General features: G+C 48.6%; 11 protein-coding genes and 1 CRISPR repeat array (1 of these 12 running past the window's edge). Of the genes, 8 read left to right on the top strand and 3 right to left on the bottom strand.

Features of this window, described 5'->3' with window-relative positions; genetic code table 11:
- Positions 1-451: direct repeats of the CRISPR family, unit length 48 nt; unit sequence GTTGTTTATGCTCAGTGCAAAGATACTAATTTTTTAGCAAATCACAAC; it reaches 64 nt to the left of the window's first position.
- Between the two features lie 296 nt (positions 452-747).
- Positions 748-1,773, bottom strand: coding sequence for a virulence RhuM family protein (locus tag L6472_RS00055; protein ID WP_237806038.1), 1,026 nt, complete (start codon positions 1,771-1,773; stop codon positions 748-750).
- 236 nt (positions 1,774-2,009) lie between these two features.
- Here L6472_RS00055 and L6472_RS00050 point away from each other — a divergent pair, with 236 nt between their 5' ends.
- The 3 genes from L6472_RS00050 to L6472_RS00040 all read left to right on the top strand — a co-directional run bounded on the left by L6472_RS00050 (position 2,010) and on the right by L6472_RS00040 (position 7,162).
- Positions 2,010-3,551: a DUF4960 domain-containing protein gene (locus L6472_RS00050; RefSeq protein WP_237806036.1), complete on the top strand. Its 1,542-nt coding sequence runs from the start codon at positions 2,010-2,012 to the stop codon at positions 3,549-3,551.
- Positions 3,552-3,563: 12 nt separating this feature from the next.
- Positions 3,564-5,144, top strand: a complete 1,581-nt coding sequence (locus L6472_RS00045; protein WP_237806032.1) for a glycoside hydrolase family 32 protein — start codon at positions 3,564-3,566, stop codon at positions 5,142-5,144.
- Positions 5,145-5,746: 602 nt separating this feature from the next.
- Positions 5,747-7,162, top strand: a complete 1,416-nt coding sequence (locus L6472_RS00040; protein WP_237806030.1) for an ATP-binding protein — start codon at positions 5,747-5,749, stop codon at positions 7,160-7,162.
- Between the two features lie 228 nt (positions 7,163-7,390).
- On the opposite strand, the gene L6472_RS00035 is transcribed toward L6472_RS00040, so the two are convergent.
- The gene (locus L6472_RS00035) at positions 7,391-8,287 is read right to left on the bottom strand and encodes a DMT family transporter (protein ID WP_237806029.1); all 897 of its coding nucleotides are present in this window, start codon (positions 8,285-8,287) and stop codon (positions 7,391-7,393) included.
- Positions 8,288-8,675: 388 nt separating this feature from the next.
- On the opposite strand from L6472_RS00035, the gene L6472_RS00030 reads away from it, so the two are divergent.
- The 5 genes from L6472_RS00030 to L6472_RS00010 all read left to right on the top strand — a co-directional run bounded on the left by L6472_RS00030 (position 8,676) and on the right by L6472_RS00010 (position 13,646).
- Positions 8,676-9,101 carry an HU family DNA-binding protein gene (locus L6472_RS00030; RefSeq protein WP_237806026.1) on the top strand — a complete coding sequence of 142 codons (426 nt, stop codon included), beginning with the start codon at positions 8,676-8,678 and terminating at the stop codon, positions 9,099-9,101.
- 114 nt (positions 9,102-9,215) lie between these two features.
- Positions 9,216-9,584: a hypothetical protein gene (locus L6472_RS00025; RefSeq protein WP_237806024.1), complete on the top strand. Its 369-nt coding sequence runs from the start codon at positions 9,216-9,218 to the stop codon at positions 9,582-9,584.
- Positions 9,585-9,670: 86 nt separating this feature from the next.
- The gene (locus tag L6472_RS00020) at positions 9,671-11,881 is read left to right on the top strand and encodes a patatin-like phospholipase family protein (protein WP_237806022.1); all 2,211 of its coding nucleotides are present in this window, start codon (positions 9,671-9,673) and stop codon (positions 11,879-11,881) included.
- A gap of 92 nt (positions 11,882-11,973) precedes the next feature.
- The gene (locus tag L6472_RS00015; RefSeq protein WP_237806020.1) at positions 11,974-12,579 is read left to right on the top strand and encodes a DUF4254 domain-containing protein; all 606 of its coding nucleotides are present in this window, start codon (positions 11,974-11,976) and stop codon (positions 12,577-12,579) included.
- Positions 12,576-13,646 (top strand): glycosyltransferase family 9 protein, encoded by a 1,071-nt coding sequence (locus L6472_RS00010; protein ID WP_237806018.1) that lies wholly within the window; start codon positions 12,576-12,578, stop codon positions 13,644-13,646. The genes L6472_RS00015 and L6472_RS00010 overlap by 4 nt, the downstream gene beginning before the upstream one ends.
- Here L6472_RS00010 and L6472_RS00005 read toward each other — a convergent pair.
- Positions 13,612-14,142, bottom strand: a complete 531-nt coding sequence (locus L6472_RS00005; protein WP_237806016.1) for an RNA methyltransferase — start codon at positions 14,140-14,142, stop codon at positions 13,612-13,614. The genes L6472_RS00010 and L6472_RS00005 overlap by 35 nt on opposite strands.
- Positions 14,143-14,390: the final 248 nt, after the last annotated feature.

Raw genomic sequence — 14,390 nt, 5'->3', positions numbered from 1 at the left:
GAAGGTTAAAAAATGTTGTTTATGCTCAGTGCAAAGATACTAATTTTTTAGCAAATCACAACTAATTCTTTGTTTTATCAGGAATTTCTTAGTTGTTTATGCTCAGTGCAAAGATACTAATTTTTTAGCAAATCACAACTAACTAGTAATGTTATTGCGTCTGGTGCTTGTTGTTTATGCTCAGTGCAAAGATACTAATTTTTTAGCAAATCACAACCAACAGGACATACACCAGTTTAATGAGAAAGTTGTTTATGCTCAGTGCAAAGATACTAATTTTTTAGCAAATCACAACACCTTTTTCTATACGCCCGATGTGCTGACGGTTGTTTATGCTCAGTGCAAAGATACTAATTTTTTAGCAAATCACAACCATTTTGTGAGCGGCCTCGCGCTCACCAACGTTGTTTATGCTCAGTGCAAAGATACTAATTTTTTAGCAAATCACAACGTGGGGTTACTTTGGAAGTGGAGCAACCATGTTGTTTATGCTCAGTGCAAAGATACTAATTTTTTAGCAAATCACAACATAGACGTTATGTACTTGTTTACTTGGATAGTTGTTTATGCTCAGTGCAAAGATACTAATTTTTTAGCAAATCACAACTGTGTGGTCTTTTTTGTTGAAAGGTAAAAAGTTGTTTATGCTCAGTGCAAAGATACTAATTTTTTTGTAAATCACAACTGGTTGCTGTGCCAGAGCAACAAAATTGTGGCTCACACTGGTCTAAATGACTAATTTAATTCTTATTCGGAGTCTTTCTCCTCAAATGGCAGTTCGCCTAGGTATTTGTCAAAGTCGCTTTGGAACAGGCGGTCCTGCACGATACGATACTTCTCAAACTCAGTTTCAGCATGTAGCACAGCCTCTTCGTGAGTTACACTACCAGCATCGTTCAACAAAGGGCGCTCGTCGCTGCTCAGATAGGCATCAATACGTTTGGCCCAATCCTCCATCGTCATAGGGATATGGCGCTTGGCACGGCTCTCGGCAAAGTCAAGCACAGCAGTTACGATATGCCCCATATCTTCGAGTTCCATCTCGTTCAGATAATTTTTGGCGATAGAAACATCCGTTTTAACTATTTTGCCATCGGGCGCATTCTCCCAGGTGGTTAGGCCCATATGTTCCTTTTCGGCATCAGCCCGCTCCATGATGAGCTCCGCTGCCGTATGCTGATGCACAGCATAGTGCATCTTGTTTTGAATGCGCTTATAGAACAGCCGCGTGGTGGGTGCATCCTTGTTATAGTCCATACTGGTGGCATAGATGTCTGTCAGCTTCTGGTAGAAACGACGCTCTGAAAGACGAATCTCTCGAATCTCTGCCAGCAGGTGCTCAAAGTAATCCTCGCCCAAGAAGGTTCCATTCTCCATGCGCTTCCTATCAAGCACATAGCCACGGATGGCATACTCTCGAAGCACGCTTGTGGCCCACTGGCGGAACTGGGTGGCACGGATGCTGTTCACACGATAGCCCACGCTGATGACGGCATCGAGATTGTAGAATTGAGTCAGGTAATTCTTGCCGTCAGAAGCAGTTGCCGAGATTTTCTCGGTAACTGAATCTTTCTCCAATTCACCGCTCGCAAAGATGTGCTTCAGATGCAGTCCAATATTATCTGCCGAACAATCGAACAACACCCCCATGGCCTTCTGGGTGCACCATACAGTTTTATCCTTATAGTACACCTCAACACCCTGTTCTTTACCTTCTAGTTGGAAAATCAGGAACTCGGCTGTACTGTTTCTTATCTCGAATTTCTTAGGCATATATGATTAGCTTGTTATTAACCTTGTGACGGAATCACAGTGTTCACTAAGTTGTTTATGTACGGTGCAAAGATACTAATATTTTAGCAAAAATGTTTCATATGCTATGATATTTCGTTCATTGGAAAAATCACGTTCCTATTTGACCTGTTATTTTCAAACAGTTCAAATGACAGAAACTACTTTTGCAATGTTTTTACAACTCATTTGTTTTTTACGCAATAACTAAATTAATCATGAAAAGAACTATTTATTATTTCTGCCGACAACGGTTCTTCGGCTTTCCATTAGCGATGATCTGTATGGCACTGATGGGCTGCACAAAAGCGGCCGACGACATCATCATTCCACCAGCATCACTTACTCTTGATGCTTTCTACACGGGCTACATCAGTAGCACAGAACAGGACAATGGGGTGGTTTGGACGTGGTCACTCCTTCCTGACAACATGCAGATGGACATCACCATCACTTGCAACGGCATTCCCTACTGCCATGAAACTACACGCGCCACAACCCTCATTCAAAAGGATCTTGATACTAATGTGCGTTACGACTACCTGTTCCGACTCTTCGACGGCACCCACTACAGCGATGCTATCATGAAGACCTACACCCGCCAGGGAGCCACAAAACCACAACAGCTCTGCGTTGAACAGCAAGAGGGTACCGACGCCTACGAACTGTTGGTCAGCTGGACACCGAGCTACGACGCAACCGAGATTCTGCTGAAAGGAACCAATGGCATCCGAATGGTACAGGAAACACTGAAAGGCGATGCCACCACATATACGATAGATCAAATTACCGACAACGAGACGTGGACCTTCGAGCTGACGGCACTCAATGAAAAGGGTAGCTCGCTGCCTGTGACCACCATCTTCAAGTCGGGCAAACAAAAGGTGGCTTTCCTGAGCCAGTATGCCTCACCAGAGGAGTGCGTGAACATGGGCGATGACGATGAAGCCAGCGCATGGCTGTGGTTTCACGAAACATATCCCAACAGCAAGTTTCTCAGCGCTTCCGACATCAAAGCAACTGAGGATCTTGCCGACTATCGGGTGCTCTTCTATATACGCGATATAGACAGCGGAAACGAAGACGACGCATGGAACCAGCCAGTTAGCATTCAGCAGGCCACGCCCTATATACGCGAGTGGTATAAGGCGGGTGGAAACATGGTACTGTGGCAGCACGCCGTGGCATTCATCACCGACCTGGGGCGCATGGACAGAGACATGATGCGCAGTGTGGATCACCGGGTGACCATAGGCAACGGCAGCTGGAATGGAGGCATCTGGCACATGGCAGTACAGATAAACCCTGGCAGCTATTTCGTGGAGGACTTCTCCTCTCATCCTCTCTATAAGGATGTAGATGTGCGCACCGACGGACGTTCTAAGTATGTGACCGTGAAAGGACCGGCATGGACTGAAGACCATAATATTGTGTTCCATAACCTGCCAAGTCTGATAACAGGCTACAACAACCAGGACCCCCGCTGCTACGATGCACTGACTGAGATTTACGGCATCTACCCATTGGGGGTATGGGACTCACAGATAGACTGGGTGAGTCAGCTCAACGTATGGGAAGCCCGTCAGGGCAATACCGAGTGTCGGGGCACGCTGCTATGCATAGGCAACGGTGGCTGTGAGTTCTCTTACAAGAATAGCGACGGCACGCCCGACAAGAATGCTTATCCGCACAATAGTCAGTACCAGTCAAATGTTTTAAAAATGGCAAGAAACGCAATAGAGTACCTTAAAACACGATAAATCCTTATGAAAATGAATATAATAATAGCAGTAATGGCTCTCATCGCAGTGGCCTGCAAGACAGAAGATCCGAATGTGATACTACAAGAGCGCGCATTCGTGAGCGGAACATCAGTGAACGTGGAACAAAACATTCCCACCATTGACAACGGATGGTACAGGGAGAAAAACCGTCCACAGATACACTTCACACCAGAGAAGAACTGGATCAACGACCCCAACGGCATGGTGTATGCCAACGGCATTTGGCATCTTTACTACCAATACAACCCCTACGGACACGACTGGGGTAACATCTCGTGGGGCCACGCCACCTCTACCGACCTGTTTCACTGGAAAGAACAGCCCGTGGTGCTCGAACCCGACGAGCTGGGCTATATCTATTCAGGATCGGCCGTGCTCGACAAAAACAATACCGCCGGCTTTGGCGAGAATGCCATCGTGGCGATGTACACCGCGCATGGTGCTCACGAACAGCAGTGTATCGCCTACAGCACCGACGGGGGCATGACTTTCACTAAGTATGAAGGTAACCCTGTCATCAAAAACACCACCCATGGCGACTATCGCGACCCCAAAGTGGTGTGGGACGACGTGACCAGCATGTGGTACTGCGTCTTCGCGCTGGGCGGAGAGCACACCGCGCAGATATGGAAATCGGCCAACCTCAGGGAATGGAGCATCTGCAGCACCTTCAATGCCAGCGCATATCCAAAATGCAACGATGGTATATGGGAATGTACCGACCTGTTTCCCATGCAGTACAAAGGCGAACGCAAATGGGTGCTCACGGTGAACATCAGCGGCGGCGGCCCTGTCCTTGGCTCGGGCACCATGTACTTTGTGGGTGATTTCAACGGCAAACGTTTTGTTGCTGACCACTATAACTACCCCCTCTGGGAAGACCACGGCATGGACGACTATGCCAGCGTGACTTGGAGCAATACGGGCGATAGAACGGTGTGCATCGGCTGGATGAACAACCAGGCGTATGGCGGTTATCCGGTGTCACCTTGGCGCTGCTGCATGACGCTGCCTCGCGAAATGGTGCTGGAGGAACACGATGGACAGCCACTGCTGAAGACCACCATCGTCAGCGAGATTGAAGGCATCGCCGATGACTGGCACTCGGTGAAGGGGCAGACAGCCTCTATATCATCCTTGCTTGGGGCACTTCCCATGGGTATGAATGGCACAAAACCATCGCTCGATGCCTATCAGATAAATGTAACGATAGACACGAGTGCTGACTGCGAGATAAAGCTGTCTAACAGCGTGGAACAGGCCTACACCGTGAAATATCTGGCGGCAACGAGGGAACTTGTCATCAACCGAGGTGCCAAGACAGGAAACACGGGCTTCCATCCCAACTTCGCCATCCCCGACATGCGCTCATCTGTCTTCTCAAACAAGGAAAAGGTGACACTCTGCCTGTATGTAGATCAGTCGAATATTGAGGTGACTACCGACGATGGCTCGGTCATCATGTCAACACTGGTGTTCCCTGACTTCATCTATGACCAACTGATGGTAAGCGGACAGAAGGCTAAGTCGAAAATCAGAAACCTAAACAGGGTGTGGAAGAAGGATTGATTAGCTACTTCATTCGGGTAAAATGACCAGAATCACCAGGGACATTAATCCTGACAAAGCACATCCGCCGAGACTCTTTTCAGATGCCTCGGCGGATGTGCTTTTTTATTTCACACGTTTTATCGTAACCATTTTGCCACGGTGAATATAGTACACCTCAACCCCTTGTTCCTTATCTTCTATTTGAAATATCAGGAACTCCGGCTGTACTGTTTCTTATCTCGAATTTCTTAGGCATAGACGATTAGTTTATAATTCAACCCACAGCCGCCAAAAGCAGCTTCATCCAGGTTTCTCTTATTCTGTGGCAAAGATACAAACTTTTTAGCAAATCACAACATCCGAAACTGATAAACACAAATGAAGTATTTTGGGCGGAAACCTATAAAAAAATCAAGTTTCCGCCCAATATAAATAACAATTTTATGCCTAAATTTGTGTTGAAATATGATTTATTTCGGGCGGAAACATTAAAAAAACGTGAGTTTCCGCCCGAAAAGACATTTATTTAAAATATTCTTAGTATCTTTGCATCAGTAATTTATGATAGGATGACAATATCTTAATCTATTATTATTTGAATTGCTAAATACAAGGTCAAAATGGAAAGAATTATTGGCAGGGAATCTGAATTAGAAAAACTTTCTGACTACTTTGAGTCAGGAAAGAGTGAATTCATAGCCTTATACGGTCGTCGACGTGTAGGTAAAACATTCCTTATCCGAAGTTTCTTTAAGGATCAGTTTGACTTCTATGCAACAGGAGTCATTGACGGGTCACGAGAAACTGAGATGGAGGCCTTCCATAATGCATTGGTACGCTATGGCCATAAAGGAGACAAAGCTTCCACATGGATTGAGGCTTTTACACAACTCGCGGAACTCTTGGAGAGGAAAAACAAGAACCGCAAGCGTCGTCTGATTGTGTTCATTGATGAATTACCTTGTTTCGACACACGTCGTTCTGGATTTTTGCAAGCATTGGATTTGTTTTGGAACAGTCGCGCCTCATGGATAGATAACATCTATTTCGTTGTGTGCGGTTCTGCAACATCATGGATGATGCGCAATATTGTCAACAACAAGGCAGGACTCCATAAGCGCACCACTCACACCATGCACCTACGTCCTTTCTCTCTTGGACAAACAGAGGAATATCTAAAAAGCAGGAAATTCCGTTGGCCAAGAATTACCGTATTGCAGGCTTATATGGTGCTTGGTGGAGTACCATACTATCTGAGTCTGCTTGATCCGAAGAAGAATGTGCCAGACAACATCGATACTCTTTTCTTCTCGGCAGAGCCAGAACTGGAGAATGAGTACCAGAGACTTTTCAAATCTCTCTTCAAAAATGCTGATTCATATATGGAGATTGTCCGACTACTCAGCACACATCGAGATGGTTACACTCGTTCAGAGATAGCGAAAGAGTTGAAGATTGCGGACAATGGCCATCTTAGTGACATGTTGGATGATTTGGAACATTGTGACTTTATCCGCCGTTATAACAATGGTTCATTACAGAAGAACGGAATATACCAGTTGATAGATTTCTTCTCTCTCTTCCACTATCGTTTTGGAACTCGCAGAGTGACGGATGAACATTTTTGGCGCAACACACTCGGCACCCCTGAGCAAAACAACTGGTATGGACTGACATTTGAGAAGGTCTGCCTTTGGCATGTAAGGCAGATTGTACATGGTTTGCGTCTTGATGCCATAAGGCATGAATACTATGCATGGCGCAGTCAGAACAGCCAACCTGCCGTTCAGATTGACTTGGTTATAGATCGTGCTGACGGTATCGTTACCATCTGTGAAATGAAATATTCCAAGGATGATTATACTCTTGATGAAAAAGAGTATAGAAATATCATCCGTCGCATGGAAACCTTCCAAAAGGAAACAGGACACAAAGGTGGTGTGCAAGTAAGCCTTGTAACGACATACGGACTCAAAGAGAACATGTATTCGGAAATATCGCCTGTGCCTATTACGATGGAAGAACTGTTTGGATAAACGTATAAATAAAGACAGACTATTCAACGTAAACGTGATAACATTGCTGTCCACTAAAAATCGCTAAGCGTTCTTTGAAATAATTGAAATATAGTTACAGAGAATTTTTGAGTCAACGCACTTGATTTTTGTATCTTTGCAGCCAAAATGGTTTGCATATGTATCCTATAAAAAAATCAAGTTTCCGCCCAATATAAATAACAATTTTCAACGGAATTGCCTGACACGCTATCGCTTGTTACTAAAGAACATGCCGGTGAGGATGAGCATCGTGCCGACGAGGAAGTAGAGGGTGATGCGCTCGGAGAGCATGAGCCAGGCAAAGAGGACGGTGGTGACGGGGTTGAAATAGACGTAGTTGGTGGCTACGACGGCTCCGAGCTTCTTGAGAGACCAGTTCCATGCAATGAAGCAGAGCATGGAGGCTATGCAGCCCAGAAACAGGAGGTTGAGCACCATCTGGAGGGTGAACACGTGGAACACGCGGGGGGTGAAAATCCATGTCTCCTCGGGGCGCATGAGGAAGTAGGGCACCATGAACACGAGTCCGTAGAAGAACACTTTACGGGTGATGAACAGGGTGCGATAGTGCTGGCTGGCGGGTATCATCAGCAGCGAATAGAACGCCCAGCAGAGACAGGCACCCAGGGCAAGGGCGTCGCCCAGAGGCGACAGGTGGAGCACGAAATGGCCGTTGAGCACGACGACAACAACACCCAGGGCTGCCATCAGCGTGCCCACAATCTGGATGCCACGCAGTCGCTGGGAGCGATAGAAGAGACTGATAAGTCCGGTGGCAAACAGCGGACTGAGACAGACGATGAGCGAGGTATTGGTGGTGGTGGTATAGACCATGGAGGTGTTCTCGGTGAGGAAGTAGAGGGTGCCACCGCTGAGACCGAGGGCGGCCATGAGCAGCTCGTCACGCCACGATGCGGCAAACCAGCGGAAGGAGCGGCGACGCAGGGCATAGGCCAGCAACAGCACATAGGCGATGATGAATCGGAGGGTGAAAATCTGGGCTGCCGTGAGTCCTGCCATGAGCAGCAGTTTGGTGTATATAAACGTGGTGCCCCAGATGGCGACCACAAGAAAGGCTACTAAGTGATAAACCAGTTTGTTCATAACATGATAAGAAAAAACGGAATGCAAAGGTACGCTCTTTTGGCGATACGGACAAATAATATAGTGTTTTTTAAGGGTTCACACAGGCTGTTTTGGGGCGCAACAGTGGCACTATGAGGCGGCAAGAGTGCTACTATCAGCGCGCAAGAGTGGCACTATTGGATGCCGTCTAGCCCCTAGAATGGTTCATTCTAGCCCCTAGATTCACCTCATGCAGCCCCTAGAATTGGTCTCTCCAGGGGCTAGAATTGACCATTCTAGGGGCTAGATACATTTTTATACCAACCATTCTACCACATTAAAGCTTAAGTTTTGCATGCTAAAAGCGTAACTTTGCACTCAGAAATCAATAGGTTTAACTTTATCATTACCATTAAAACACACAACTATGTCACTTTTTTATAAATTCAGACAGAACACAGACGTTACTACTCCCAAGGCCTACAAGAAGTGGTTTGCACGAGCCGTCCACACCGAAACGGTGGGCATCCGCGAACTGTCGGAACAGATGCAGTGCAACAGCACGGTGAAGCGGTCGGACATCCTGGCCGTGCTGAGCGAACTGGCCGACGCCATGACCACCGAACTGCAGAACGGGCACAAGGTCTATCTGGAGGGCATCGGCACCTTCATGCTGGGCATCAGCAGCAGGGGATGCGACCACACAAAGGACTTCAGGACAGACCGCGACGTGGTGAATGTGCACGTGGTGTTTCAGCCCGACACCTACAAGACGCGCAACGGCGTGAAGCGACATGCCCTGACCGACGGCACACGCCTCGTGGAAATGCCTCACTACCAGAAACCTGAGTAGTTAAATGATTTTAAAAACGAAGGAATTTAACATAAATAATCGACTAAGTGAACATATTTTGCACACTAATAGACTACTTTTGCCACCGTTATAACAATCATTGATATTAAGACTATGAACCAAACGTACACCAGCCGCGAGGCAAGACTCCATCTGGCAGCAGAGGTGGAGCAACTGTTTAAGAATCACCGTCAGGAGGACCAACTGACATGGAAAGGCACGACCGTAGATCTGATGGAGGCACTCCACATTGCCTTTCTGACCAACACACTGACCAACGACGAGGGACAATACCTCTCGTTCACGGCCATCGTGCAGCAGGCCTGCAGTCTGCTGCATGTGCGCATGCCGCGCAATCCGTATAAATATGCCTCGCAGGGCAGTCAGCGACAGGGCTTCCGCAACCGCCCCTACATGGATCGCTATCTGTTTTTGCTCGGCATGCACGCCAACCCGCTATGGCAACAAATCGCAAAAAAGTAAATATTTATTTTCTTCATGATGATTATTTCAAAATTATTTTCTACTTTTGCCGACGGGGAAATCGATCGTTTAAAAACCGAAAGTGGATGAAGAGAATCATATTTCTACTGGCTTGCTTGCTGACCATCAGCAGCGTGAATGCAGAACAACAGTCACACAGAAAGAAAGTGGCTGTCGTGCTGAGTGGCGGAGGCGCCAAAGGCGTGGCACACATCGGGGTGCTGAAGGTGCTGGAAAAAGCCGGCATACCCGTTGACATCATCACTGGCACCTCGATGGGCAGCATCGTGGGCGGACTCTATGCCATTGGCTATAATGCCCACTCGCTCGACTCGCTGGTGCGCAACCAGGACTGGACCTACGTGATCACCGACCGCGAGAATCTGAAAAACCAGAGCCTGAGCGACCGCGAGAAGCAGAACACCTACTTCATATCGACCAACACCACCGTGGTGAGGCGCAACAAGAATGCGGGCGGACTGATCACCGGCAAGAACATTTCTGAACTGTTCAACAAGCTCTGCGTGGGCTACACCGACTCGCTCGACTTCTCGCGCGACCTGCCCATACCGTTTGCCTGTGTGGCCACCGACATCATCAACTACGAGGAGTACGACTTCCACAGCGGCCGACTGCCACAAGCCATGCGCGCCTCGATGGCCATACCTGCCGTCTTCTCGCCCGTGAGACTCGACGACAAGGTGCTGGTGGATGGCGGTCTGCGCAACAACTATCCGGTGGATATAGCACGAGAGATGGGTGCCGACATCGTGATAGGTGTCTCGGTGAGCGACCACCCCATGGGCTATGACGACGTGTGGGGCACCATGAGCGTGCTGAACCAGATTATCAACATGAACTGTAAGAACAAGTTTGACGAGAATAAAGACAACACCGACCTCTACCTCTACGTAGATCCTGAGGGCTATACCGCCGCCAGCTTCTCGCCCACCGCCATCGACACACTGATACAGCGCGGCGAAGACGAGGCCATGCGCCACTGGGACGAGATCGTGGCACTGAAAAAGCGCATCGGCATAGACGACAACTTCAAGCCCACCATCCTGCACCCGCTGAGCCCCAGGGTGATGACCATGAAACAGAAGATAGACAGTTGCGCGTTTGTAGATATGACACCGCAGGACGAGCGATTCCTGAAACAGAAGTTCCACCTGGACAGACTGGACAGCATCGACGCCACACTGGAACAGCAGATCACCACCTCCATACGTGTGGATCTGTTCTACCAGACAGCCAAGTGCCAACTGGAGCCCACCAAAGACGGACAGGTGCTGAGAATCATTGCAGGACAACGCAGACGAAGTCGCTTTCATGCCGGCGCACGCTACGACAACGAAGAGTATGCCGCCGTGCAACTGGGACTGGACGTGCCCATGAAGAGCGCCATACCAATCAACACCGACTTTACCATGAGACTGGGCAAACGACTGATGGCACGCGGCGAACTGACCATCCACCCACTGAGCTTCACGCGACCCACGCTGCGCTGCACCTTCTATCGCAACGACATAGACATCTACGCAGATGGCGACCGCGACTACAACATACGGTACAATCAGTTTCAAGCCGAGCTGACACCCATCAACCTCAACCTGCGGCACTTCAACCTGCAGATGGGCGTCAGATGGGATCATCTGCACTACCGCAACAAACTGGGATCAGAATCATCGATACAGCTGACACTGAAGAACGAACACTTCTACAGCTACCGCGCCCTACTGAACTATAACAGCGAAGACAACTGGTACTTCCCCACTCGTGGTGCACGCTTCAAGGCTGAGTATGCCTACCTGACCGACAACTTCGCCAAACTGGACGGCAAGCCGGGCGTCAGCGACGTGAACGCCAACTGGCGCATCTCGTTCACCATGGGAAGCCGCTTCACACTGCAACCCATGTTCTACGGACGCATACTGCTGGGCGACAACGTGCCACTCGTGATGGGCAACACCATCGGTGGCGAGTGGTTCGGTCACTACGTGGAACAGCAGATGCCTTTTGCCGGCATCGGCAACATGGAATATGTGGATCATCAATTTGTGGCAGCCCAGCTGCAAGCTCAACAACGCATAGGCACCAACCACTTCGTGATGCTACGCATGGCCGGCGGACAACAGGCCCACCACCTGAAAAGCCTGCTCGAAAACAAGACACTGCTGGGCACACAGCTGGCCTACTACTATCGCACGCTGCTGGGCCCTGCAGGGGCAACCATGGGATATAGCAACCAGACAAAACAACTGTATTTCTACTTGAACCTGGGCTTTGAATTTTGATGTATTTTTCAAATAAGAATGAAAAAAATTGGTGAATTAAGAAACTTTTTGTAAGTTTGCAGTTTGAAAATAATACTATAAAAAAATTAGTGATGACTTTTACTGAACAAGCTAATCAGATCTTCCAACAGGCAATACGCGACTATCACCTGACAGACAATGTGGACACGCCCATGAGAAACCCTTACGAGCGTGAGTCAATAGAGTATAACCTCTATCTGAAATGCTGGATAGACACCGTACAGTGGCACTATGAAGACATCATACGCGATCCACACATCGACCCCACAGAAGCGCTGTCGCTGAAACGCCGCATCGACCACTCAAATCAAGACCGCACAGACCTAGTGGAAAACATCGACTCTTACTTCCGTCATATCTATAGCGACGTGAAGCCCCTGCCAGACGCACGACTGAACACCGAGAGTCCCGCATGGGCCGTGGACCGACTGTCGATACTGGCACTGAAAATATGGCACATGGAGGAACAGGTAGAGCGCGAGGATGCCGACGAGGAACACCGCCAGCGCTGCCGCGCCAAGCTCAACGTGCTGCTGGAACAGCAGGCCGATCTCTCTACCGCCATCGACCAACTGCTGGAAGACATCGAGGCTGGACGCAAATACATGAAGGTGTATCGCCAGATGAAGATGTACAACGACCCCAGCACCAACCCTGTGCTGTATAACAACAAATGAAACGACAGCACTTACTCATTATCCGGTTCTCTGCGTTAGGCGACGTGGCCATGATGGTGCCCGTGGTCTATTCGTTGGCCATGCAATATCCCGAACTGAGAATCACGGTGCTGAGTAAGCCGTTTGCCCGCAGCTTCTTTGAAGACCTGGCACCCAATGTGAACTTCATGGCTGCCGACATCAAAGGCGAATATCAAGGCATGAAAGGACTGAACTCGCTCTACCGCCGACTGGTGGCAAAGCAGTTCACACACGTGGCAGACCTGCACTCGGTGCTGCGCTCCAACTACCTCAGACTGCGCTTCATGATGGGGCACTTCAAGGTGCAACACATCGACAAGCACCGTAAAGACCGCCGCCAACTGGTGAAGCCTCACAACAAGCTGCGACGACCACTGCCGCCACAGCAGAGAAACTACATGGAGGTGTTCGAAAAACTGGGGTTCCCCATCAAGGAACTGACCTTCAACTCGGTGTTCCCGGCTGAAGGAGGCAACCTGAACATGCTGCCAAAGGCCATCGGACCAAAACGCTACTGGGAACAGTGGATAGGCATTGCGCCCTTTGCTGCACATCAGGGCAAGATCTATCCTCCCGAGAAGATGGGACTGGTGGTGAAACAACTTACAGAGAAGTATCCGAAATGCCGCATCTTCCTCTTTGGACGCGGCAAGGAGGAAGACCGACATTTCAAGAAATGGGTGAAGGAAATGCCACAGTGTGTATTCGTGGGCTGGCATCTGGAAAACATGCATCAGGAACTGATACTGATGAGCCATCTGGATGTGATGATATCAATGGACTCTGCCAATATGCACTTGGCCTCACTGACAGGCACACCCGTGGTCAGCATCTGGGGTGCCACACACCCCATGGCCGGATTTATGGGCTACAAACAAAAAGAGGAAAACTGCGTACAGCTGGACCTGGACTGCAGACCATGCAGCGTGTATGGCCAAAAACCATGTGTCTTTGGCGACTATCACTGCATGACTGGCATCACTCCCGAGATGATTGTAGGGAAGTTGGATGCTATTTTAAATAAGGTTCGGCAAACTGATAAATAACGATTCCCGCCGTCACGGAAACATTCATCGAGTGCTTGGTGCCCAACTGGGGTATCTCTAAACAGCCATCGCTGGCGTCTATCACTTCTTGATGGACACCCTTCACCTCATTGCCCATCACGATGGCATAGCGCTTAGAGGAATCGGGCGTGAAATGATTCAGCATGGTGCTGCCCTCGCACTGTTCGATGCTGAGCACCACCACTCCCCTGCTCTGCAACTCGCGAACGGCCTCGAGCGCTGTGGGGAAATAGCGCCACGCTACACTTTCTTCTGCACCTAAGGCTGTCTTGTGGATTTCGGCATGAGGCGGACAACCCGTGATGCCACAAAGATAGACTGCCTCGGCACGAAAGGCATCGCAGGTGCGAAAAACGGAACCTACATTGTGCATCGAGCGCACATCGTCCATAACCACCGTCAGTGGCAACTTCTCTGCTTCATGAAACTCCTCTACCGAAAGGCGCTTCATCTCAATAGTACGTAATTTTCTCATTTCTTCTGCAAAGATATATATTTTAAGTGAGAATGAAAGATGAGAGGTGAGATTTTTAAGTGAGAAGTTTGTTCTTTTTAGATGAGAAAAGGGGTGTGGATAAGGGAGTGGATAACCCTGTTAATAACTATAGAATAACTCTGGAATAACTTGTGGATTATCCAAAGACCACCAGAGACGGGTGGATATCAACACCTTTATTCAGGGCTTTTACGTCACTTTTCAACAGTTTTTCTTGTGAAAAAGAT

The organism is Prevotella sp. E13-17 (genome assembly GCF_022024035.1).
Lineage (GTDB): Bacteria > Bacteroidota > Bacteroidia > Bacteroidales > Bacteroidaceae > Prevotella.
This window is presented reverse-complemented; position numbering and strand designations above follow the sequence as displayed.